The sequence below is a fragment of the Pseudonocardia asaccharolytica DSM 44247 = NBRC 16224 genome, from assembly GCF_000423625.1.
In the GTDB taxonomy this organism is placed as follows: domain Bacteria; phylum Actinomycetota; class Actinomycetes; order Mycobacteriales; family Pseudonocardiaceae; genus Pseudonocardia; species Pseudonocardia asaccharolytica.
Window position 1 is genome coordinate 126,949 of sequence record NZ_AUII01000004.1, and the last position, 21,495, is coordinate 148,443.

The window sequence follows — 21,495 nt, forward strand, 5'->3', positions numbered from 1 at the left end:
GGTGACGATGCCGCCGATGCCCCCGACCGGTCGGCAGTTCGTGATCGCGGCAGGCCCGGCCCGGGCGATCGTGACCGAGGTCGGGGCCGGGCTGCGCGCCTTCGACGTCCACGGGCGGGCCTACTGCGAGACCTTCCCCGAGGATTCTCACCCTCCGCTCGGCTCCGGTGCGCTGCTCGCGCCGTGGCCCAACCGGGTCGCGAGGGGATCCTGGGTGTGGCGTGGCCGGCCTCAGCAGCTCGCGCTCACCGAACCCGCGGCCGGGAACGCGATCCACGGGCTGCTGCGTCACGTGCTGTGGGGAATCGTCGAACATGCCAGCGACGCCGTCGAGCTCGCCGCGGTCGTCACGGCGCAGCCGGGCTGGCCGGAGCCGGTGCGGGTGACCGCCCGTTATGCAGTATCCAGCGACGGACTCGCGGTGACCGTGACCGCGGAGAACCGCGGCGCGCGCGACGTCCCGTTCGGACTCGGCGCGCACCCGTACCTGCGGCTCGGTGACGTGCCCACGGAGGATTGCGTGCTGCACCTGGCCGCGACCGAGCGACTGCCGTTGGACGGCCAGCTGCCCGCCGGGCCGTTGCGCCCACTCGCCGTCGAGGACCGCGACCGGCCGCTGCGCGGCGCTCGCCTCGACGCCACCTTCGGCGGCTGCATGCCCGCGGTCGGCGACGACCGGGTGCGTCACCGGCTGTTCGCACCCGGGGCCGGGCTCGAGCTGTGGGCCGATCCGGATTTTCGCTGGGTGCAGGTGTTCACTCCGGACGACTTCCCTGGTCGCGGGCGGGCCGTCGCGGTAGAACCGATGACGTGCCCACCCGACGCGCTCAACGCGGGAACCGACCTCATCGTCCTGGCACCCGGTGAACGGTGGAGCGGTGGCTGGGGGCTGCGGCTCTTGGGCTGATCCCCGTTTCTGGGTATATGCCTGTTCGCGATGGTGAAGTCTTCGGTGGGAGACGGGCAGATGGGTGGACGAGGGGCGGGTGGCGAACGTACGTTCGATATATGGCGACGGGCGATGCGGCGGGTTGGGGCTCGGCGGAGCCCGGACCCGGCCTGGCCGCCGCCCTGAATGCGCTTGATCTCGCCGCCGTACCCAACAGTGAGATCGTGGACGTATTGCAGGCCTCCTGGCGGCAGGTGTCGCACTCCTACGCCCGGTTCCTGGCGGCTATCGTCGAGGTCAGCAGGACCGCCTCGGTCCCCGACGATCCCGCGGCCGAGGGTGCGGTGCGTCGGTCGCAGGCTGTGGGGGACTGGGCATCCGCCGAGATCGGCGCCGCGTTGACGTTCACCGGTCGCCGGGCGGATGCGGAGCTGGCGTTCGCGCAGACCCTGGTGCTGGATCTGCCGATGGTGTTCGCGGCGCTGCTGGCCGGGCGGATCGACCACCTCAAGGCTCGCGTCTTCGCGGACTACCTCGGTGATCTCACCGCCCAGCAGATCGCGGTCATCTGCGAGCGGACCGTGCCCTGCGCACCGAGCTGGACCACCGGGCAGCTCGCCCTGCGTCTACTGCGCGAGGTACAGAACATCGACCCGGACGCCGCCCGTCGCCGTTATCAGCGAGCGGTCCGGGAACGCGGGGTATCGGGATACCTGGATTCGACGGGGACCGCGCGGATCACCGCATATGGCCTGCCGCCTGCGGAGGCCGCCGCGGCCGCGGAGCGGTTGGAGAGACTGGCCCGCTCGGTGAAGGCCGCGGGGCATTCGGCCCCGGAGCGGATGCTGCAGGCCGATCTGCTGCTGCGGCTGCTGGACGGGCGATACGACGGGCTGAGCCGGGAGCAGATCATCGCGGCGATGCTTGCCGACCCGTCCACGTTTCCCGACCAGGACGCGAAGGGCGGTTCCGGTGGAGCGACGACATCGGCTCGGCGCGCGGGGGCCGCAGGCTCGGTCGTCCTCGCCCGTGCGGCAACTCGGCGGCGTTCCCGGCGCGGCGGCACGACAGGGCCCGCTTCCCGCACTCGACGTGCCTCGCGGCGCGAGGCTGCGACAACCCGGCGGCCGCATCCCGAGGGTCCCCCGGCGATCCGCTCGCGCGCCGGGGTCGAGGTCCGGATCGGCTTGTCCACCCTGCTCGGCCTGAACGAGAACACCGCTGAGCTGCCGGGATGGGGCCCGATCGTGGCCGCGGACGCTCGCACACTGGTCGCCTTGCAGCACGCCGGGGAGTGGCGGATCGCGATCACCGACGACGAGGGCTACCTGGCCCATGGGGCGATCACCCGGAAACGCCCTCGCGGGCATTCGCTCGACGATTCGGCCCGCGGCGGGGTGGTTGAGATCCACGTTCAGGCTCGGTTCCTGGAGCGGCTCACGGCCGGCGAGGTCGACCTGGACGAGACGACGGCTACCGCCTGGGCCGGGGTGATCGCCGACATCGCCGCGCAGTACCGGGATCGCGGGTCCGCCCTGCGGCGAATCGAGGCGCACCCCCGGGATCGGTTCGCCCGCGCGGCGTTGCGCCGGTACGTGCAGATGCGTGATCGAACCTGTGTGGCACCCGGCTGCTGGCGACCGGCCCTCAAGACCGATACCGACCACACCCGCGACCATTGGCTGGGCGGCGACACCGTCAGCGGAAATCTCGAACCGCTGTGCGAACAGCACCATCTGATGAAACAGGCCGGCTGGACGTTGATCCAGACCGCGCCGGGAACCTTCCGGTGGCGCAGCCCACTCGGGCAGGTTTACCTGACCCGTGGTGACCCTATTGCGGCGGATCTGCCGGAGCCGGTGCCGCGCGAACCCGAACCGGGCTCCGGCGAGCCGCCGGAGCCCGACTGACCGGTCACGGCATCCGGTTCGAGGGCATGATCTACCGTTCAAGCGTGCGGAAGGTGTACGTCATCGGGATCGGCGCGGGGAATCCGGATCACATCACCGTTCAGGCCGTCAAGGCGATGAACCGGGTCGATGTGTTCTTCGTGATCGACAAGGGTCACCTCAAGGACGATCTGGCCGGACTCCGGACCGAGTTGCTCTCCCAACACGTCGAGCACGGCCGGTACCGCGTCGTCGAGGCGTCCGACCCAGAACGCGACCGGACCGCCGACGCCTACCGCGACGCCGTCGTCGACTGGCAGGATCGGCGCGCCGAGATCTACCAGCAGATGATCCTCGAGGAGCTCGGAGAGGACCAGACCGGCGCGTTCCTCGTGTGGGGCGACCCTTCGCTCTACGACGGCACGCTGCGGCTTCTCGATCGCATCGCGGCGCGCTCTACGATGTCGTTCGAGGTCGAGAGCATCCCGGGGATCAGCAGCGTGCAGGCCCTGACGGCGGCGCACCGGCTCATCCTCAATCGCATCGGCCGCCCGGTGCTGATCACCACTGGACGCCGGCTCGCGGCGGGGATGCCCACCGACGTCGATGACGTCGTCGTGATGCTCGACGGCGGTTCTGCCTTCGCCGACCTACCCGACACCGACGTCGATATCTATTGGGGCGCCTACGTGGGCTCGCGCGACGAGGTGCTGGTGAGCGGCAACCTGCAGCAGGTCAAGGATGACATCGTGCGAATCCGTGCCGAACAGCGTGAGCGTAAGGGCTGGATCATGGACACCTATCTCCTGCGGCGCCGTCCCGAGGAACGCTGAGGCATCAGACCGTCGTCTCCGAATGAGACGCCGAGTTGCTGTTCCTGGTGTTCACCGGCCGGGGATGAGGGTGCGACGGGCGGTCACCTCGAGGGAGCGGATGTCTCCAGCAACGCGGGAGCAACGCGCATGACGTGCGCGGTGATGGCCTGGGGGTCCGCATGGGCCAGTGGCTCGGTCTTCAACACGGTGCGCAGCAGCCCGATACCGAGCAGCCAGGCCATCAGCAGGTTGGCCCGCACGGCCGCGTCTGCGGGGTCGTCGGTATCGGCCAGCGAGGCGAACGCTCGGCCGTAGCTGGTGCTCAGCTCGTCGCGGACCGCGGCGGCGGCCTCGGAGTTGCCGGCCGAGCGGAGCACGGCGTAGAACAGCTCACCACCCGAGGCATCCTCGGACAGCATGCTGTCGAGAATCCGGGGCAACAAGCTCTCCGGCGGACCCGCGTTCAGCACCTCCATCGCCTGCCCCGTGACGGCCTCCGCGAACAGCGCCTCCTTGTTGCCGAAGTGCCGGAACAGCAGCGCCTGGTTCACGCCGGCGCGGTCGGCGATCGCGCGGACCGTCGTCGCGTCGTAGCCGACCGTCGCGAAGAGCTCGCTGGCCGCCGCCAACAGCGCCTGACGGGTGGCTGCCGAGTCCCGCGGACGGCGGGGTCGGCCGGGCGCGGTGTCCGATGCGGTGCCCATGACGCTCAACGCCCGATGAAGCGCGGATCGCGACGCTCGAGCGACGCCGCGACGCCCTCGCGGAAGTCCGCGGTCTCGCGCAATCTCCGCTGTTCGGCGGCCTCGTGTTCGGTGATCGCGGCAACTTCCTCGGCGAGCCCGGCTCGCATGGTGGCTCGGATACTCCGGACGGCCAGTGGTGCTGCGGCTGCGACCTCGGCGGCCAGCGCGACCGCTCCGGCCCGGATCTCCTCGTCGCCGACGAGCCGGTCGACCAGCCCGAATCGCAGCGCCTCCTCTCCGCCGACCCGGCGGCCCGTCAGCAGCATGTCCAGCGTGTGCTGGGCGCCGACGACGCGCGGGAGGCTGACCGAGAGTCCGAAGCCCTGGTGAAGTCCGAGCCGGGCGAAGTTGGCGGCGAATCGGCTGCCGGGCCCGGCGACCCGGAAGTCCGCCGAGACCGCGAGCCCGAGCCCGCCGCCGATCGCGATGCCCTGCACCGCGGCCACGACGGGCGTGGCCACCGAGAACAGTCGTACGGCCTCGGCGTAGAGGGCGTTCGCGACCTCGGTGGTGACCGCTTCACTGCGGCTGCCGTCGCCACCGAAGTTCGCACCGGCACAGAAGTTGCGGCCCTCGCTGCACAGCACGATCGCCCGGACCGAGTCGTCGGCGTCGAGTTCGGCGTGGATATCAGCGAGCGCGCGGACGAGGGGCAGGTCGAAGTAGTTGTGCGGGGGCCGGTGCAGCTCGACCAGCGCGACACCCTCTGCGGCGCGATCCACGGTGATCGGGGCGGCGGTCGGCTCGGCGAATGATGTCATGGGTCCTCCTCGTTCTTCCGACGATCAGAACACATTCGGCCTGCCTGACCGGGCTGCGCGTCCCCATCACCACTCGACCGGTGTGCGCGCGGCGCGTCCGGGGTACGCGGAGGACGACCCGGACGACGGCGAGAGGAGCGGGAACGGATGGCTCAGCGTGACTACCGCGAGCAGTCCGAGGCCGCCGACCTAACCGACGGCCTGCACCTGGAGACGGCCGAGGTCCTGGTCTGCCCCGCCGGGGACGGCGACGCCCTGGACTCCGGATACGCGACCGCCGGACCGGCCCTACGGTCTCGACGAGGACGGTGTGACGGCGGCCGGCGCGCCGGCCGGCGACACCATCGACGAGCGCCTCCATCGGGAACGGCCCCAGGCGGAGCATGCTGCGGCTGACCGACCCGGGCAGGGCGGCCGGTTGCGGCCGCCTCGACGGGTGAGCCCATGGACGACAACGACGCGGCGGACGTCGGCATCGACGGGGGCACGGCTTCGGCAGAGGAGGCCGCCGTGCACGATGTCGACGGGGATATCTCAATAATTCCTGAGGATTCGCGGGTGGACGACCCCGAGATTGCCGCCGCACTTGACGACGGACCGCGCGTCGAGCAGGCGTGGCGGGATGCCGCCCGTGACGCCGGGGCCGACGCCGGTCCGAAAGGGACGGTGTAGCCGGCGCCGACTACCCTGCGCAGCTTCTGGTGATCTTCGCGAGCTCCTTGTCGAGATCCATCCGCATGGCCTCGTGGCCGAGAGCGACCACGTCAATGCTCGAGTCGATGAAGCGTCGGAGCAGGGCGCGGTCGACCTCCAGGACTGCACGGCCGCCCGTGGACCGGGCCTCGAACTCCACGATGTCGTATCCGGCGACCAGCTGGGGGCTCATCCGGATGTCCCCTTCGCCCGCCGGCCCGTCGAACGCCGCGACCACGAGATCGCGGGCGACGAACCACTCGATCCAACGATCGTTGCGGGTCTGAACGGCGAACGAGACCGCGAAGGGGTCGGACGCGTCGTAGGTCCACCGGGTCACGACCGGCACCGGCTCCCCGTGCAGCACGGTGAACATGTCCTGCTGGATGGACTCGATCGGCATCGCCGTCGCCCCCTTGTGGATCTGCGCTGCCCATGGCTGGGCGGGTTCATCAGGCAATCGCACACCGGGCGCCAAACGCTGCAATCGGCGTACGTGTCTCACCTGAACAGGTGACGGTTCGCACCTTCGACGCCGGCGACCACCGCTCGGTTGCAGGCCCCGGCAGCCCGCCTGCGGGCGGGGCCGCCGGGGCCGCGGAGGCGGCGAATTACCCCCTTCGGGGGTGAGGCCCTCTCCGGCGGGGCTGGGCCGACCTGGTGATCGCCGCAGGCGGTGGGGATCACGCGACCGTGTCGGCACCGGCCCTCGTTAGGGTTGCGCCAAGCAGTGCAGCTCTTCCACGACTCGCGAGGTGCGACATGAGCGAAACGGGTGCGCAGGCCTTTTACGCGGCGCGGGACTTCCTGCTCGACCATCGCGAGGACTACGAGACCGCCTATCGGGATTTCCGCTGGCCCGAGCTCGGCGAGTTCAACTGGGCGCTGGACCACTTCGACGCCGTCGCCGCCGACCCGGAGCGCGGTGCGCGCCGTGCGTTGTGGATCGTGGAGAGCGCCGGCGCGGAGGCCTCTTGGACCTTCGCCGAGCTGTCCGCGCGCTCCAACCGGGTCGCGAACTGGCTGCGCGCGCAGGGCGTCTCGCGTGGCGATCGGATCATCCTCATGCTGGGCAACCAGATCGAGCTGTGGGAGACACTGCTCGCCGCGATGAAGCTCGGCGCCGTCGTCATCCCCGCGACGACACTGCTCAACGCGGCCGACCTGCGGGACCGGGTGGACCGCGGACATGCCAAGCATGTGATCGTCGGGGGCGGAAACGCCGAGAAGTTCGACGACGTCGCCGGCGACTACACGCGCATCGCCGTCGGCAACCCACCGTCGGGGTGGCTCGACTACAGCGACGCCTACTTCGCCGCCGACACGTTCGCCCCGGACGGTGTGACCAAGGCGAGTGACACCCTGCTGCTCTACTTCACCTCGGGCACCACGGCCAAGCCGAAGCTCGTCGAGCACAGCCACGTGTCCTACCCGGTGGGTCATCTGTCCACGATGTACTGGATCGGGCTGGAGCCCGGCGACGTGCACCTCAACATATCCTCGCCGGGCTGGGCAAAGCACGCCTGGTCGAACGTGTTCGCCCCGTGGATCGCCGAGGCGTGCGTGCTCGTGATGAACTACGCCAGGTTCGACGCGGAGAGCGTGCTGGGTGTGCTCGACCGCTGCGGGGTCGACAGCTTCTGCGCTCCGCCGACCGTGTGGCGGATGCTGATCCAGGCCGACCTGTCGGGCCTGAAGAACCCGCCGCGGAAGGTCGTCGGCGCGGGCGAGCCGCTCAACCCCGAGGTCATCGAGCAGGTGGAGAAGGCCTGGGGGGTGCGGATCCGCGACGGGTTCGGGCAGACCGAGACCAGCGTGCAGATCGCCAACCCGCCCGGCCAGCCGATCAAGGCAGGGTCGATGGGGCGGCCTGCGCCCGGCTTCGTCGTCGAGCTGATCGACCCGGCCACCGGCGAGAAGGCCGAGGAGGGCGAGATCTGTCTCGATCTGTCGCAGCGCCCGGCCGGCCTGATGGTCGGTTACCGCGACGACCCCGAGCGCAACGCCGAGGCCATGGCGGGCGGCTACTACCACACCGGGGACGTCGGGGCTCGCGACGAGGACGGCTACATCACCTATGTCGGTCGGGCCGACGACGTGTTCAAGGCCAGCGACTACCGGATCTCGCCGTTCGAACTGGAAAGTGTGCTCATCGAACATCCCGCGGTGGCCGAGGCGGCCGTCGTGCCCTCACCGGATCCGGTCCGCCTGGCCGTGCCCAAGGCGTACATCGTCCTCGCCGCCGGCTACGAGCCGAACGAGGAGACCGCGCGGTCGATCCTGGAGTTCGCGCGCGACAACCTGGCACCCTACAAGCGAATCCGGCGGCTGGAGTTCTTCGAGTTGCCGAAGACCATCTCGGGGAAGATCCGCCGGGTGGAGTTGCGGGGCCGTGAGGATGGGCTGCGCAGCGACGGTGGGGCCACCCCGGTTTCGCCAAAGGGCGAGTACACCCTCTGACCGTGACGGGCGCGAACCCGCCGGGGATCACCGGCGGGCCGATGGCCGCCATGCTCGCGGATATGGCTGAGGTGTGGCGGCGGCTGCTCGCCGAGCATGCACCAGATCGCGGTCGCGGCCCGCGCCGTGCATGAGTGGGGGTGTCCGGGCTGGCGCGTCAGGGTCCGGGCGGGGTGAAATGCCCCGGCCAGTCCTGGTGCGCGATCCGCGTGATCGATAGCACTTCCCCGATCGTGGACCATTCGTTGCGGCCCAGCCGGGCGAGCGGCCGCAGCTTCTCGATCGCCGGCAGGCTGTTGCCCCGCTCGTCGACGACGAACACGTCCTCGTCGACCGCGGCGTGCAGGACCCGGCCGATCACGACCGTCGAGTCGCCGAGCTCCAGGTCGCGCTCGAGCCGGCATTCGAATGCGACGGGCGACTCGGCGACGCGGAACGGCGCGACGGTCCGGCTGGGCTCGGAGGTCAGGCCGACCGCGGCGAACTCGCTGATCTCGGCGGGGAAGTCGGTGGCCGTCGCGTTGATCTTCTCGAACATCGGTTCGCCGGCCAAGCAGATGACGAACTCGCCGGTGGCGCGGATGTTGCGCAAGGAGTCTTTGGTGCCGACGGAGGTGAACTGCATCATCGGCGGGTCGACGCACGACACCGTGAAGAACGAGTGCGGGGCGAGATTGTCGACCCCGGCGGCGGAGCGGCTGGAGACCCAGGCGATCGGCCGGGGGACCACGGTGGCGGTCATCAGCTTGTAGAACTGGCGGGCCCCGAGATCGGCGGGGTCCAGGTCGGTACGCATGACCCGATCTTCCCTCCTGGCCCCCGTCGCGGGGTCGGGACCGGTTCTGCCACTGTAGGTCGGGTGAACCCCGTGAGCCGTGGTCGCAAGCCGAAGAAGAAGACCTCGCGCCGGGAGCGACGAGATGGTACGCAGCAGAATCCCCCGGATGTCCTGTTCGCCCAGATGGTCCGCGAGGTCGGCCATGGCCTGGAGCGGAGCGATGAACCGCTCGACGCGGAGTTGTGTGTCTCCGAGCTGTTGGGACAGGGGTGGAAGCAACCGGGGGTCGATCCCGAGGTCGCTGATGTTCTCGGCGAGGGCCTGATCCGCCGTACCGCGGGCCGGCGGGCGCCCGGTGCGCTGGCCCTGCTGCGCGTCCTCGCCGAGCTGGCCGGCCCGGGGCAGCGTGAGCCGGCCGCCGACTCGTTGGCCGCGCGCGGGGTGCGCGCCCCGGGCTGGGTGGACCAGCTGGGTGACTGGGCACCGGCGAAGGCATGGGCCCACGGCGATGTCTACGGCGATCAGGTCGGCGTGGCTGTCGGTTTCGACCGATCCGGCAGCGCCCCGCATGCGGTGATGGTCCTCGTGGACCATGCGCTCGGCGGGGTCGTCAAGGATGCCATGGTCGTGGACGATCCCGAGGGCACGCTGCGCGAGGCCCGGCAGTTCGGCGACGAACAGTTGACCTGGCTGCGCGAGATCCCGCCCGCCGAGGCGCGCGCGATGCTCGAGCCGGCCTTCGCCGCGACCGAGGAGCTGGTCCTCGCGCCGCTGTCCGAGCAGCTCCGGGAGACCCGGGCGCTGGCACTGGCCCGGCTGCGCCTGCTCCCCGAGCCTGCGGACGAGGTGGTCGCCAACCAGCTCTGGGACGACGACCCGCCCGAGGCGTGGCGTGCCGCGCAGCGACTGACCGCGGCCGGCGTGGACCGGCACGACGTGCTGCACAAGCTCGCCGAGGTGGCGGCGCATCACACGCATGCGGTGCTGACGATGTCCGAACCGGTGGATCCCGATGTGCTGCGGGCCGACCTCGACGCGCTGGCCGCGCCCACGCGGCGGCGCGGCCGCAGGCCGTGACCGGTCGGGCCCGCGCTGCCGGGCTGCTCCTCGGGGTGGCCGCCGACGCGGTGTTCGGTGACCCGCGCCGGGGACATCCGGTGGCGGCGTTCGGCGCGCTGGCCTCGGAGCTGGAGCGCCGCGGGTACGCGGACACCCGCGCCGCGGGTATCCGCCACGCCGGCGCGCTGGTGGGGGCGGCGGTGCTGCTGGGCGCGGTTGCCGAGCGGGCCTGCCGGCGGCGGCCGGTCTTGCGGGGCGCGCTCACCGCGGTCGCAACCTGGGCGGTGCTCGGGGGTGCCTCGCTGGCTGGGGAAGGCGTCGCGCTCGCCGGGGAGCTGGAGCGCGACGATCTGGACGCGGCCCGGCGCCGGCTGCCCAGCCTGTGCGGGCGCGACCCCGCGTCGCTGGATGCGGACGGCATGGCCAGGGCCGGGGTGGAGTCGCTTGCCGAGAACACCTCCGACGCCGTCGTCGCGCCGCTGCTCTGGGGTGCCATGGCCGGGGCGCCGGGGCTGTTGGCGTATCGCGCAGCCAACACCCTGGATGCGATGGCCGGCTATCGGTCGGCGCGCTACGCGCGGTTCGGCTGGGCCTCGGCCCGACTCGACGATGCGGCGAACCTGGTTCCCGCGCGGGTCGCCGCGCTGCTGTTCGTCGCGCTGGCCCCGGCCGTCGGCGGTTCCCCGCGGGCCGCGCTGACGGCGTGCCTGCGCGATGCGCGGGCTCATCCCAGCCCGAACGCGGGCCCGGTGGAGGCTGCGGCGGCGGGCGCGCTGGGTGTGCGGCTGGGTGGGCGTACGGTGTACGCGCACGGGGTCGAGCAGCGGCCGACGCTGGGGTCGGGGCGGGCGCCGAGGATCGCCGATCTGCGTCGGGCCGCGCGGCTGTCCCGGCTGGTGGGGGTGGCGGCGGCGCTGTCCGCCGCGGCCGCCCTGGCGCTGGGCCGCCGCTGAATCCCCGCGGGCGGGGGTCTCAGCGGCGGCCGTAGCGGTCGGCGAGCGGGGTCTCCCGCGGGCCGTCGTCCGCACCGCCGCCGGCCGGGTCCGGGGAGCCGATCGACTCCTGGTCGCGGCCGGCCAGCGCGTCGCGGAGTGCGTCCTTGCTCCGGGCCCCGCCGCGGCGTTGCAGCACCTCGAGCCGGATGAAGTACCCCAGGGCGACTAGGGCGATCACCCCAAAGGTCAGCCACTGCAGCGCGTAGGACAGGTTGGAGAAGGGAGCGCCGCCGGTGGGTGTGGTAACGGCGAGCGGGGCGAGCACGCCGGGCTGGTCGGCGGAGAGCTGGATGTAGCCGGGCATCAGGTCCAGCCCGGTGGCCGCGGCGAGCGGGCGGGAATCGGCCGCGTACAGCTGCCGGCGACCGTCGATCGTGAGGATCGGCCGGTCCTGCGGGTCGGTCTCGTTCACCCGCAGCCGACCGGTCACCGTCACCGTGCCCGGGGGCGGCGCGGCGTAGGCGGGAACGCCCTGACCAGTGCTCGTCACCGAACCGCGGTTGATCGTGATCAGCCGGCCGTCCTCGGTGCGCATCGGGGTGAGCACCTCGAACGCGGGCTTCCCGTTGACGACCTGCAGCCGCACCAGGCTTTCGTCCGCGGGCAGATAGGTGCCGGAGATGCTCACCTGGCGCCATTCGACGTCGCGGGTGACCGCACCGTCGGCCGGCACGAGGTCCTGGAGCGGGGCAGGTGGAATGGCGTAGGAGGTGTCGATGGCTTGCTGCTGGGCGTCCCGCTGAGCCTCGCGGTTGAACTGCCACGGCGCGAGGAAGGTGTAGCAGGCGATCACGAACCCGACGACCGCCACGATGAGGGCGAGCCAGCTCGGCCGCAGCAGGAAGCGCATATCCCTACGGTAAGCGGTCCCGCCACGGCGGCGGCGGTCACGTCGTGGTCCCGACCGGTGATACTGACGCGCGTGTCCGGTGGGTTGACAGGTGCGCTGCTGGTGGCGGGGACCACGTCGGACGCCGGGAAGAGTGTCCTGGTCGCAGGGCTCTGCCGGTGGCTGACGCGACGCGGCGTCCGCGTTGCCCCGTTCAAGGCGCAGAACATGAGCAACAACTCGGTCGTCACCGTCGACGGTGGGGAGATCGGCCGGGCGCAGGCGATGCAGGCGCAGGCGTGTGGGCTGGAGCCGAGGGTCGCGTTCAACCCGGTGCTGCTCAAGCCCGGCGGCGACCGGACGTCCCAGGTGGTCGTGTTGGGCAGGGCCGACGGGCAGGTGAGCGCGCGGTCCTATCGGGATCGGACCGCCGGATTGCGGGAGGTCGTGGCCGCGACCCTGGCCCGGTTGCGCGCGGAGTTCGACGTGGTCGTGTGCGAGGGTGCCGGATCGCCTGCGGAGATCAACTTGCGTGCCACGGATCTGGCCAACATGGGCCTGGCGCAGGCCGCGGACCTGCCCGTCGTCGTGGTAGGGGACATCGACCGCGGTGGTGTGCTGGCGCATCTGTTCGGCACGGTTGCTGTGCTCGACCCCGCCGACCAGGCCCGGATCGCCGGGTTCGTGATCAACAAGTTCCGCGGCGATCCGGCGTTGCTCACCCCGGGGCTCGCCCGGCTGCGTGAGCTGACCGGACGGCCGACGTTCGGTGTGCTGCCCTGGGCGGAACGGTTGTGGCTCGACGCAGAGGATTCGCTGTCGGCCGTCGCGGACGGGATTGTGGGCCGCCCGGCGCCGCCGCACGGATCGGCGTGGCTGCGGGTCGCGGTCGTGCGTCTGCCGCGGATCTCCAACGCCACCGATGTCGAGGCGCTGGCCTGCGAGCCGGGTGTCGCGGTCCGGTACGTGACGGAGCCGTCGCGGCTGCTCGACGCCGACGTGGTGGTGCTGCCGGGGTCGAAGGCGACCGTGTCGGACCTGGCCTGGCTGCGGGCGTCCGGGTTGGCCGATGCGGTGGTGGCGCACGCGGACGCGGGCAGGCCGGTGCTGGGGATCTGCGGCGGCTACCAGATGCTCGGCAGACGGATCGCGGACCCGCTGGGGGTGGAGGTTCCCGGTGGTTCGGAGGTCGCCGGGCTCGGGCTGCTCGATCTGGAGGTGGAGTTCGACGCCGAGAAGCACCTGGCCCGGCCGTCGGGGGCCGAGCCGGGAACCGGCTACCAGATCCATCACGGGCGGGTCGTGCGCTCGGGGGACGCGTTCCTGCTGGCCGACGAGGGGTCTGATGCCGGGGTGGTGCTCGGCACCCACTGGCACGGCCTGTTGGAGGACGACGCGTTCCGCCGGGCGCTTCTGGAGCGGCTGGCCGCGCAGGCCGGGCGGAGCGGGTTCCGGATCGCGCCGGGCACCAGTTTCGCCGCGGAACGTGCCGCACAGCTCGATCTGCTCGGTGACCTCGTCGAGACCCACCTCGATACACGTGCACTTGAACATGTCATCAGTCACGGTTCGCCGGCCGAGCTCCCGATGATCGAGTGCGGTCTGGCAGGCTCCCACCCGTGAGCGAGCGTGCGCGCTCGATGGCGACCGCGGCGTGGCGGCTGCGGACGAGGAACGTCAGCGAGGAGATTGCGTGATCGACCCGGCCTTGCGGCCCGCGCCGCACTTCCCGTTCTCCGCTGTCGTCGGTCACGACGACCTGCGGCTCGCGCTGCTGCTCAACGCGGTGCATCCGGGGGTCGGCGGAGTGCTGGTGCGCGGGGAGAAGGGCACCGCGAAATCGACGGCCGTGCGGGCGCTGGCCGCGCTGCTGCCCGGGTTGCGGGTGGTCCCGGGTTGCCGGTTCGGCTGCGCGCCCGAGGATCCGGACGCCGGCTGCCCCGACGGGCCGCACCCGATCGGCGGCACCGGGGAGGTCCGGCCCGCCCAGCTCGTCGAGCTTCCGGTGGGGGCGACGGAGGATCGGCTGGTCGGGTCGCTGGACCTGGAGCGCGCGCTGTCCGAGGGCGTGCGGGCCTACCAGCCGGGCCTGCTGGCCGACGCGCACCGCGGAGTGCTCTACGTCGACGAGGTCAACCTGCTGCACGACCATCTGGTCGATCTGCTGCTCGACGCCGCCGCGATGGGCCGCGCCCACGTGGAGCGCGACGGGGTGTCGGTCTCGCATGCGGCCCGCTTCCTGCTGGTCGGGACCATGAACCCGGAGGAAGGGGAGCTGCGCCCGCAGCTGCTGGACCGCTTCGGGCTGACCGTCGAGGTGCGCGCGGCGCGCGACGTCGACACCCGGGTGGAGGTGGTGCGCCGCCGGCTGGCGTTCGAGGCCGACGCGACCGGCTTCGCCGCCGAGTGGGCGGGGACGGAGGCCGAGACGGCCGAGCGGATCGCGGCGGCCCAGCAGCGGGTCGGGTCGGTGCGGCTGGACGACCGGGAGCTGCGCCGGATCGCGGCCGTCTGCGCGGCGTTCGACGTCGACGGAATGCGTGCCGACCTGGTGATCGCGCGGGCGGCGACGGCGCATGCGGCCTGGCGCGGCGCCGACGCGGTGGCCGAGGAGGACGTCCGGGTGGCGGCGCGGCTGGCGCTGCCGCACCGGCGCAGGCGTGACCCGTTCGACGAGCCCGGCATCGACGACCAGACCCTCGAGGAGGCGCTGCGCGACGCCGCGCAGCAGCTCGACCCGCAACCGCCCGACGGCGGGGGCGGGGGAGCGCCCGACACTCAGCCCGAGGACCTGCGCGACGACGCCGCGAGCCCGCAACAGGACGGCCGCGACGACGGGTCGGCAGGTCCGCCGCCGACCGCCACCGGCGATCCGGCGGAGCCGGGCGAGCACCCGGGCGACGCCGGCCAGGCCCGTCCGGCCGGCGATGGCCCCGGCCGGCTCGCCCCGCCGCCGGCGAGCCCGTTCCGGGCGCGGCGGCTCGAGGTTCCCGGTATCGGGGAGGGCGCGCCCGGACGGCGGTCGCGGGCCCGCATCGACACCGGCCGGGTCGTCCGGCCGTCGGATGCCACCCCGTTGCGCGCCGCCGACGTCCATCTGCCCGCGACGATCGTGGCGGCCGCGCCGTACCAGCGGGCTCGTGGCCGGATCGGCGCCGGGCTCCGGTTGCGGCACGACGACCTGCGCCACGCGGTCCGCGAGGGTCGCGAGGGCAACCTCGTCCTGTTCGTCGTGGACGCGTCCGGCTCGATGGCCGCGCGCAGCCGGATGGGCGCGGTGTCGGGTGCGGTGTTGTCCCTGCTGCGCGACGCCTACCAGCGCCGCGACAAGGTCGGCATGGTCACCTTCCGCGGGCTCGGCGCCGAACTCGTGCTGCCCCCCACCTCGAGCGTGCCCGCCGCACAGGCCCGGCTCGGTTCGATGCGCACGGGTGGGCGCACCCCGCTGGCCAGCGGACTGCTGCGGGCGCGCCGCGCGCTCGCCGCGGAGCGGCTGCGTGACCCGCGGCGTCGCCCGCTGCTGGTCCTGCTGACCGACGGCCGGGCCACGATCGCCGCCCGGGCCGGGGGCGATCCGGTGGTGGACGCCTGCCGCGCCGCCGGGTTGCTGGCCGCCGACGGCGTGCACTCCGTCGTCGTCGACTGCGAGCGCGGGCCGGTGCGGCTGGGTCTCGCGGGCCGGATCGCGCTGGCCGCGGGCGGCCCGCTCGTCACCCTCGACGAGCTGTCCGCGGACAGCGTCGCCGGCGTCGTCACCACCGCCGTGAGCGCGTAACAGTGTTCTGACACCGTTCCGCACTCACCGGCCGACCGAAGGAGGCACATATGCCGCAGGGTCGCGTCACCGTGGTCCCCGAGGACGGGCTCACCACCCGGCAGCGTCGCAACCGGTCGCTGCTCGTCGTGCACACCGGAGAGATGAAGGGCAAGTCCACCGCCGCGTTCGGGCTCGCGCTGCGCGGGTGGAACCAGGGCTGGTCCATCGGGGTGTTCCAGTTCGTGAAGTCGGCGAAGTGGAAGGTCGGCGAGGAGGCGGCGTTCCGCGCCCTGGGTCGGCTGCACGAGCAGACCGGCGAGGGCGGCCCCGTCGAATGGCACAAGATGGGGCACGGCTGGAGTTGGATCCGCAAGGAGGGCGGTGAGGACGATCATGCATTGCAGGCGGGGAACGGCTGGGCGGAGATCCGCCGCCGGATCGAGAATCAGGTCCACGAGGTCTACGTGCTCGACGAGTTCACCTACCCGATCAAATGGGGCTGGGTGGACGTGCGCGAGGTGGTCGACGTGCTCGCCGCGCGCGAAGGTCGCCAGCACGTGATCATTACCGGCCGGGACGCCGCGCCGGAACTGATCGAGGCCGCCGACCTCGTCATGGAGACCACGAAGATCAAGCATCCGATGGATGCCGGTCAGAAGGGCCAGCGTGGCATCGAATGGTGACGCCCGAGTAGACAGGTTTCATGGAGTACACCCGACTGGGCTCGACCGGACTGGAGATCTCGCGGATCTGCCTCGGGATGATGAACTATGGCTCGCCGTCCTGGCGGGAGTGGGTGCTCGACCTCGACGACGCCCGCCCGCTGGTGCGCAGCGCCGTCGAGCGGGGAGTCACGTTCTTCGACACTGCTGACGTGTACTCGTTCGGTGCCAGCGAGGAGGTCACCGGCAGGCTGCTGACCGAGTTCTTCCCCGACCGCGACGACTACGTGCTGGGCACCAAGGTCTTCATGCCGATGGGGGAGGGGCCGAACAAGCGCGGGCTGTCGCGCAAGCACATCCTGTCGGGCATCGACGCGTCGCTACGCCGGCTCGGGACCGACCACGTCGACCTCCATCAAATCCACCGCTGGGACCCGCACACCCCCATCGAAGAGACGATGGAGGCGCTGCACGACGTCGTCCGCGCCGGCAAGGCCCGCTATATCGGCGCGTCGAGCATGTACGCGTGGCAGTTCGCCAAGGCCCAGCACGCGGCCGACCTCGGTGGCTGGACCCGGTTCGTGGCCATGCAGGACCACTACAACCTGCTCTACCGCGAGGAGGAGCGGGAGATGCACCCGCTGTGCCGCGACCAGGGCGTCGGGGTGATCCCGTGGAGCCCGCTCGCCCGCGGTGTGCTGGCCGGCAACCGCACCCGCGACGTGCGGAACACGACCAGGGCCAGCACCGACTCCTTCGCCGACCAACTCTACGCCGAGGCCGACTTCGCGGTGGTCGACGCGGTGCGCGCGCTTGCCGAGCAGCGCGGGCTGCCGCCCGCGCAGATCGCGCTGGCCTGGCTGCTGCACAAGGAGGCGGTGTCGGCGCCGATCGTCGGGGCGACCAAGCCGGGGCATGTCGAGGACGCGGTGGCCGCGGTCGGCGTGGAGCTCGGCGCCGACGAGATCGCGGCGCTGGAGAAGCCGTACGTGCCGCATCCGGTGCTCGGGCATTGAGCATGACGGACGCTCCTGCCGCGAACGTCGAGAGACTGCTGTTCGATCACGCCCGGCACAGGGTTCCCGCAGCGGCCGGGCCCCGGCCATGACCGCGCGCGCCCTCGTCGTGTCCGCGCCCGCGTCGGGCAGCGGCAAGACGACGATCGCCACCGGCCTGATGGCCGCCCTGCGCCGCCGGGGTACGCCGGTGGCGCCGTTCAAGGTCGGCCCGGACTACATCGATCCCGGCTACCACACGCTCGCCGCCGAGCGACCGGGCCGCAACCTCGACCCGGTGCTGGTCGGCCGGGACCGGATCGGTCCGCTCGTGCGGCATGGTGCGGCGGGCGCCGAGGTGGCCGTCGTCGAGGGTGTGATGGGCCTGTTCGACGGGCGGTTGTCCGACGGCGGCGGCTCGACCGCGCAGGTCGCGGGCCTGATCGGGGCGCCCGTGGTGCTGGTGGTCGACTGCCGTGGACAGAGCCGCAGCCTCGCGGCGCTGCTGCACGGCTTCCGTTCCTTCGACGACGAGGTGCGCGTCGCGGGGGTGATCCTCAACCGGGTGGGCAGCGCGCGGCACGAGGCCGTGCTGCGCGCGGCGGCCGACGAGGTCGGCCTGCCGGTGCTCGGCGCGGTCCCTCGGCGGGCGGAGCTCGCCGTGCCGTCGCGGCATCTTGGCCTAGTCACCGCGGTCGAGCACGGCGCGGCGGCCACGGCGGCGGTGGACGCGATGGCGTCGCTGGTGGCCGAGCACGTGGATCTGGACGCGGTGGTGCGGCTCGCCCAGCCGCTGCCGGCCGGCCCCGCCTGGAGCGCGGTCGACGCGGCCTGTGAGTGCGTAACAGTGCTAGAACACTGTTACGCACTCACAGGCACGGAGCGTCCGGTGGTCGCCATCGCCGGGGGACCCGCGTTCACGTTCGGGTACGCCGAGCACGTCGAACTGCTCGAGGCAGCGGGCGCGCGGGTGGTGGTGGTCGATCCGCTGCGCGACGAAACGCTTCCCGAGGCGACGGCGGGACTGGTGCTGCCCGGCGGGTTCCCGGAGGAGCACGTCGCCGCGCTGAGCGCGAACGCCTCGCTGCGAACGGCCGTCGCGGCACTCGCCGCGTCCGGGGCGCCCGTGCACGCGGAGTGCGGGGGTCTGCTCTACCTGTGCGCCGACCTCGACGGGAAGCCGATGTGCGGGGTGCTGCCCGCATCCGCCGGGATGAGCGGGCGGCTGACGCTGGGCTACCGCGAGGCGGTCGCCCTGACCGGCTCGCCCGCGTTCGCGGTGGGGCGGCGGGTGCTCGGACACGAGTTCCACCGCTGCGCGGTGACTCCACGGGCCGGGACGACGCCGGCGTGGGGATGGCGCGGGGCCGACCCGGAGGGGTTCGTCTCCGCGGGCGTCCACGCCTCGTTCCTGCACACCCACCCGGCGGGCGTGCCGGACGCCGTCGCGCGGTTCGTGGCCGCCGCGGCGCGACCGCGGTGAAGGGTCCGCTCGTGGTCGGGCTTGGTTCGGCCCGCGGGGTCTCGTCCGGGGCGGTGCGGGCGCTGCTGCGGCGGATCTACGACGGACACGACCTCGATCCCCGCCTGGTCTGCGCCTACGCGAGCATCGACCGGCGGGCCGCCGAGCCGGGCCTGCTCGCCGCGATCGCGCCTGCGTCGCTGCGCACGTTCCCGGCTGCGAGGCTCGATGCCGTCGCGGTGCCGCACCCGAGCGAGCGGGCCCGCGCCGCGGCCGGCACCGGCAGCGTCGCCGAGGCGGCCGCCCTGCTGGCCGCGGCCGAGGTCGCCGCCGGGGACTGGGCGCGGGTAGCACTCATCGTGCCGAAGACGGCGGGGGATCGGGTCACCGCGGCCGTTGCCCGCATCCGCCCCCCGCATCGGATGTGACGTCCGGCGCCGGGCTGTCTGCGCCGCAGGCCGGGGCGGTTATGCTCCCCTTCGCTCGGCTGCATGGGAACCCGGTGCGATTCCGGGGCGGTCCCGCCGCTGTGACCCGGATGCTCTCCTGGGAGCCAGACCCCCTGCGGCCGCTGACCGTCCCCGCTGGGGACACCGGACCGGGCGTGGACCCCCGGGGAGGGACTGGCCGTGAGCGCGCATACCGAGCAGTACCTGGTCGGCCTGAATCTGGCCGGTCGCCGCGTCGTCGTCGTCGGCGGTGGACCGGTCGCGCAGCGCCGGATGGTGCGGCTGCTCGCGGCGGGTGCGCTCGTCGAGGTCATCGCCCCGGAGGTGACGCCGGCGGTCGAGGGCATGGCCGCGGCCCGGGAGCTGATCTGGACCGAGCGGCGCTACGTCGAGGGCGATCTCGACGGCGCGTGGTACGTCCTCGCCTGCACCGATGATCCGGACGTCAATGCCGCGGTGGGCGCCGAGGCCGAGCGGCGCAGGGTGTTCTGCGTGCGCGCCGACGACGGCGCCGCCGGTACCGCGGCCACCCCGGCGACCGGGACGTACGACGGGCTGACCGTCGGGGTTCTGGCCCGGGGTGCACACCGGCGTTCCGCCGCCGTGCGCACCGCGCTGGTCGAGGCGCTGCGGGCGGGTGTCGTCGACGACGCCGCCGACGCGGTGCGGCCCGGGGTGGCGCTCGTCGGCGGCGGACCCGGCGACCCGGAGCTGATCACCGTGCGGGGACGGCGGCTGCTCGCGCGCGCCGACGTCGTCGTCGCCGACCGGCTCGGGCCGCGCGATCTCATCGACGAGCTCGGGCAGCACGTGGAGGTGATCGACGCCTCCAAGATCCCCTATGGACGGGCGATGGCCCAGCAACGGATCAACGAGCTGCTCGTCGAACGGGCCAGGGCCGGGAAGTTCGTGGTCCGGCTCAAGGGCGGCGATCCTTTCGTCTACGGCCGCGGGTTCGAGGAGGTCATCGCCTGTACCCAGGCCGGGGTGCCGGTGACCGTCGTCCCCGGTATCACCAGCGCGTTCGCGGCGCCCGCCGTCGCCGGGGTGCCGGTCAGCCACCGCGGCGTCGCGCACGAGATCGTCGTGGTGTCCGGGCACGCCACGCCGGGTGATCCGCGCAGCCTCGTCGACTGGGCGGCGCTGGGCAGGCTGCGCGGTACCGTCGTGCTGATGATGGCGGTCGAGCGGATCGCCGAGATCGCCGCCGCGCTCGTGGAGCACGGCCGTCCGGCCGATACACCGGTCGCGGTCATCCAGGACGGCACCACCCGGATCCAGCGTTCGCTGCGCGCGACGCTCGCCACCGTCGCGGCGCGGATCCGCGACCACGAGATCAGCCCGCCGGCGATCATCGTCGTGGGCCCGGTGGCCGGGTTGAGCGCGCACGGCTGAGCCCGGCGGTGCGCGCGCTCCCGAAGGGCCGGCGCCACGCGCCGACCACCCTCTACCTCGTCCGCCACGGCGAGAGCACCTGGAACGCCGCGGGCCTGCTGCAGGGTCGCACCGCGATCGTCCCGCTGACCGAACGCGGCCGGGCACAGGCCGCGCGGGCAGCCGCGGCGCTGGCTGACCGGCCCATCGGCGCGGTGTGGTCCAGCGATCTGCTGCGGGCCCGGCAGACCGCCGCGCTCGTCGCGGCGGCACACGGGCTGCCTGTCCGCACCGTGCCCGCCCTGCGCGAACAGGGCCACGGCGTCTGGGAGGGGCGCCCCGCCGCGGGGCGCGCCGAACGCCTCGCCGCCGCCGGTCCGGACTGGGCGCCACCGGGCGGGGAAAGCGCCCGCGCGCTGCACACCAGGGTCAGGATGTTCCTCACCAGAGCGCTGCGGGAGCCGCCGACCGGCGAGCTGGTACTGGTCACGCACGGCGAGACGATGCGCGCCGCGCTGGCCGCGCTGCTCGGGGCTCCCGCCGAGGCGATGCCGCGCGCGCTGCCCGGCAACGGCGCCGTGCTCGGCGCCCGCCGCGACGGCCCGGGCGGGCGCTGGCGGTTGCTCGCCGACGTGGCGTCCGCCCCGCGTACTTGACCCCGCCGGGTGCGCTGTGGTCGAGTCCTGATCTGACGGCAGTGGAGGAAACCGGTGCGAATCCGGCGCGGTCCCGCCACTGTCACCGGGGAGCGCGTCCCCACCGTGTGGCCACCGTGGCGCAGCCGCGGGAAGGCCGGGCGGCGCCGCGGCGATCCGGGAGCCAGGACACTCGCTGCCGTCGTGGATCCGGACGGGAGGGCGCGGACCCTCCGAGGAGGCGACG

General features: G+C 72.8%; 20 protein-coding genes, 1 pseudogene and 2 riboswitches. Of the genes and pseudogenes, 16 read left to right on the plus strand and 5 right to left on the minus strand.

Features of this window, described 5'->3' with window-relative positions; genetic code table 11:
• Window positions 1-16: 16 nt before the first annotated feature.
• The 3 genes from G567_RS0106500 (at window position 17) to cobF (ending at window position 3,611) form a co-directional block, all read left to right on the plus strand.
• A complete protein-coding gene (locus G567_RS0106500) occupies window positions 17-907 on the plus strand; it encodes an aldose 1-epimerase family protein (protein ID WP_028929349.1) in 891 nt (296 codons plus the stop codon).
• A 101-nt stretch (window positions 908-1,008) separates the two neighbouring features.
• Window positions 1,009-2,799, plus strand: coding sequence for an HNH endonuclease signature motif containing protein (locus tag G567_RS31840; RefSeq protein WP_051232436.1), 1,791 nt, complete (start codon window positions 1,009-1,011; stop codon window positions 2,797-2,799).
• 44 nt (window positions 2,800-2,843) lie between these two features.
• Complete coding sequence (cobF, locus tag G567_RS0106510) at window positions 2,844-3,611, plus strand: precorrin-6A synthase (deacetylating) (RefSeq protein ID WP_028929350.1); 768 nt, start codon at window positions 2,844-2,846, stop codon at window positions 3,609-3,611.
• An 83-nt stretch (window positions 3,612-3,694) separates the two neighbouring features.
• On the opposite strand, the gene G567_RS0106515 is transcribed toward cobF, so the two are convergent.
• Window positions 3,695-4,297, minus strand: coding sequence for a TetR/AcrR family transcriptional regulator (locus tag G567_RS0106515; RefSeq protein ID WP_028929351.1), 603 nt, complete (start codon window positions 4,295-4,297; stop codon window positions 3,695-3,697).
• Window positions 4,298-4,302: 5 nt separating this feature from the next.
• Window positions 4,303-5,100: an enoyl-CoA hydratase/isomerase family protein gene (locus G567_RS0106520; RefSeq protein ID WP_037056086.1), complete on the minus strand. Its 798-nt coding sequence runs from the start codon at window positions 5,098-5,100 to the stop codon at window positions 4,303-4,305.
• 411 nt (window positions 5,101-5,511) lie between these two features.
• Between G567_RS0106520 and G567_RS0106525 the strand changes: the two are divergent.
• A pseudogene (locus G567_RS0106525) lies at window positions 5,512-5,772 on the plus strand (DUF5709 domain-containing protein); the annotation flags it as partial.
• Between the two features lie 10 nt (window positions 5,773-5,782).
• Here G567_RS0106525 and G567_RS0106530 read toward each other — a convergent pair.
• Window positions 5,783-6,196, minus strand: coding sequence for an SsgA family sporulation/cell division regulator (locus tag G567_RS0106530; protein WP_028929354.1), 414 nt, complete (start codon window positions 6,194-6,196; stop codon window positions 5,783-5,785).
• A 359-nt stretch (window positions 6,197-6,555) separates the two neighbouring features.
• Between G567_RS0106530 and G567_RS0106535 the strand changes: the two genes are divergently transcribed.
• Both G567_RS0106535 and G567_RS36600 read left to right on the plus strand, forming a co-directional pair.
• Window positions 6,556-8,253 (plus strand): AMP-binding protein, encoded by a 1,698-nt coding sequence (locus G567_RS0106535; RefSeq protein ID WP_028929355.1) that lies wholly within the window; start codon window positions 6,556-6,558, stop codon window positions 8,251-8,253.
• A gap of 2 nt (window positions 8,254-8,255) precedes the next feature.
• Complete coding sequence (locus tag G567_RS36600) at window positions 8,256-8,387, plus strand: hypothetical protein (protein WP_261763820.1); 132 nt, start codon at window positions 8,256-8,258, stop codon at window positions 8,385-8,387.
• A gap of 23 nt (window positions 8,388-8,410) precedes the next feature.
• On the opposite strand, the gene G567_RS0106540 is transcribed toward G567_RS36600, so the two are convergent.
• Window positions 8,411-9,049, minus strand: coding sequence for a flavin reductase family protein (locus tag G567_RS0106540; RefSeq protein ID WP_028929356.1), 639 nt, complete (start codon window positions 9,047-9,049; stop codon window positions 8,411-8,413).
• Between the two features lie 63 nt (window positions 9,050-9,112).
• Between G567_RS0106540 and G567_RS36025 the strand changes: the two genes are divergently transcribed.
• The gene (locus G567_RS36025; RefSeq protein WP_245585564.1) at window positions 9,113-10,108 is read left to right on the plus strand and encodes a hypothetical protein; all 996 of its coding nucleotides are present in this window, start codon (window positions 9,113-9,115) and stop codon (window positions 10,106-10,108) included.
• Window positions 10,105-11,043, plus strand: a complete 939-nt coding sequence (locus G567_RS36030; RefSeq protein ID WP_028929357.1) for a cobalamin biosynthesis protein — start codon at window positions 10,105-10,107, stop codon at window positions 11,041-11,043. Before G567_RS36025 ends, G567_RS36030 begins: the two co-directional genes overlap by 4 nt.
• Window positions 11,044-11,062: 19 nt before the next feature.
• Here G567_RS36030 and G567_RS27120 read toward each other — a convergent pair whose 3' ends face one another.
• Window positions 11,063-11,935, minus strand: a complete 873-nt coding sequence (locus tag G567_RS27120) for an SURF1 family cytochrome oxidase biogenesis protein (RefSeq protein WP_084795923.1) — start codon at window positions 11,933-11,935, stop codon at window positions 11,063-11,065.
• An 84-nt stretch (window positions 11,936-12,019) separates the two neighbouring features.
• On the opposite strand from G567_RS27120, the gene G567_RS0106560 reads away from it, so the two are divergent.
• From G567_RS0106560 to G567_RS27130, 8 genes are all read left to right on the plus strand, one after another.
• Entirely contained in the window at window positions 12,020-13,537 is a 1,518-nt protein-coding gene (locus tag G567_RS0106560) for a cobyric acid synthase (protein ID WP_037056160.1), read from the plus strand.
• Window positions 13,538-13,607: 70 nt separating this feature from the next.
• Entirely contained in the window at window positions 13,608-15,689 is a 2,082-nt protein-coding gene (locus G567_RS0106565) for a putative cobaltochelatase (protein ID WP_028929359.1), read from the plus strand.
• Between the two features lie 50 nt (window positions 15,690-15,739).
• Entirely contained in the window at window positions 15,740-16,354 is a 615-nt protein-coding gene (cobO, locus tag G567_RS0106570) for a cob(I)yrinic acid a,c-diamide adenosyltransferase (protein ID WP_028929360.1), read from the plus strand.
• Window positions 16,355-16,374: 20 nt separating this feature from the next.
• Window positions 16,375-17,349, plus strand: a complete 975-nt coding sequence (locus G567_RS0106575; protein ID WP_028929361.1) for an aldo/keto reductase — start codon at window positions 16,375-16,377, stop codon at window positions 17,347-17,349.
• An 88-nt stretch (window positions 17,350-17,437) separates the two neighbouring features.
• Complete coding sequence (locus G567_RS0106580; RefSeq protein ID WP_028929362.1) at window positions 17,438-18,811, plus strand: cobyrinic acid a,c-diamide synthase CobB; 1,374 nt, start codon at window positions 17,438-17,440, stop codon at window positions 18,809-18,811.
• Window positions 18,808-19,218 carry a cobalamin biosynthesis protein gene (locus tag G567_RS27125; protein ID WP_037056089.1) on the plus strand — a complete coding sequence of 137 codons (411 nt, stop codon included), beginning with the start codon at window positions 18,808-18,810 and terminating at the stop codon, window positions 19,216-19,218. The genes G567_RS0106580 and G567_RS27125 overlap by 4 nt, the downstream gene beginning before the upstream one ends.
• 65 nt (window positions 19,219-19,283) lie before the next feature.
• A riboswitch (cobalamin riboswitch) is annotated at window positions 19,284-19,350 on the plus strand.
• Between the two features lie 69 nt (window positions 19,351-19,419).
• Window positions 19,420-20,634 (plus strand): uroporphyrinogen-III C-methyltransferase, encoded by a 1,215-nt coding sequence (cobA, locus tag G567_RS0106590; protein ID WP_211223860.1) that lies wholly within the window; start codon window positions 19,420-19,422, stop codon window positions 20,632-20,634.
• Between the two features lie 8 nt (window positions 20,635-20,642).
• Window positions 20,643-21,269, plus strand: coding sequence for a histidine phosphatase family protein (locus tag G567_RS27130; protein ID WP_084795924.1), 627 nt, complete (start codon window positions 20,643-20,645; stop codon window positions 21,267-21,269).
• A riboswitch (cobalamin riboswitch) is annotated at window positions 21,262-21,463 on the plus strand. Its footprint overlaps the gene before it by 8 nt.
• The last annotated feature ends 32 nt before the right edge of the window (window positions 21,464-21,495 follow it).

Coding starts and splice junctions, on each gene's coding strand:
- G567_RS0106500 (WP_028929349.1), top strand. CDS start 17: ATGCCCCCGACCGGTCGGCAGTTCGTGATCGCGGCAGGCCCGGCCCGG.
- G567_RS31840 (WP_051232436.1), top strand. CDS start 1,009: ATGGCGACGGGCGATGCGGCGGGTTGGGGCTCGGCGGAGCCCGGACCC.
- G567_RS0106515 (WP_028929351.1), bottom strand. CDS start 4,297: ATGGGCACCGCATCGGACACCGCGCCCGGCCGACCCCGCCGTCCGCGG.
- G567_RS0106520 (WP_037056086.1), bottom strand. CDS start 5,100: ATGACATCATTCGCCGAGCCGACCGCCGCCCCGATCACCGTGGATCGC.
- G567_RS0106530 (WP_028929354.1), bottom strand. CDS start 6,196: ATGCCGATCGAGTCCATCCAGCAGGACATGTTCACCGTGCTGCACGGG.
- G567_RS0106535 (WP_028929355.1), top strand. CDS start 6,556: ATGAGCGAAACGGGTGCGCAGGCCTTTTACGCGGCGCGGGACTTCCTG.
- G567_RS0106540 (WP_028929356.1), bottom strand. CDS start 9,049: ATGCGTACCGACCTGGACCCCGCCGATCTCGGGGCCCGCCAGTTCTAC.
- G567_RS27120 (WP_084795923.1), bottom strand. CDS start 11,935: ATGCGCTTCCTGCTGCGGCCGAGCTGGCTCGCCCTCATCGTGGCGGTC.
- cobO (WP_028929360.1), top strand. CDS start 15,740: ATGCCGCAGGGTCGCGTCACCGTGGTCCCCGAGGACGGGCTCACCACC.
- G567_RS0106575 (WP_028929361.1), top strand. CDS start 16,375: ATGGAGTACACCCGACTGGGCTCGACCGGACTGGAGATCTCGCGGATC.
- G567_RS0106580 (WP_028929362.1), top strand. CDS start 17,438: ATGACCGCGCGCGCCCTCGTCGTGTCCGCGCCCGCGTCGGGCAGCGGC.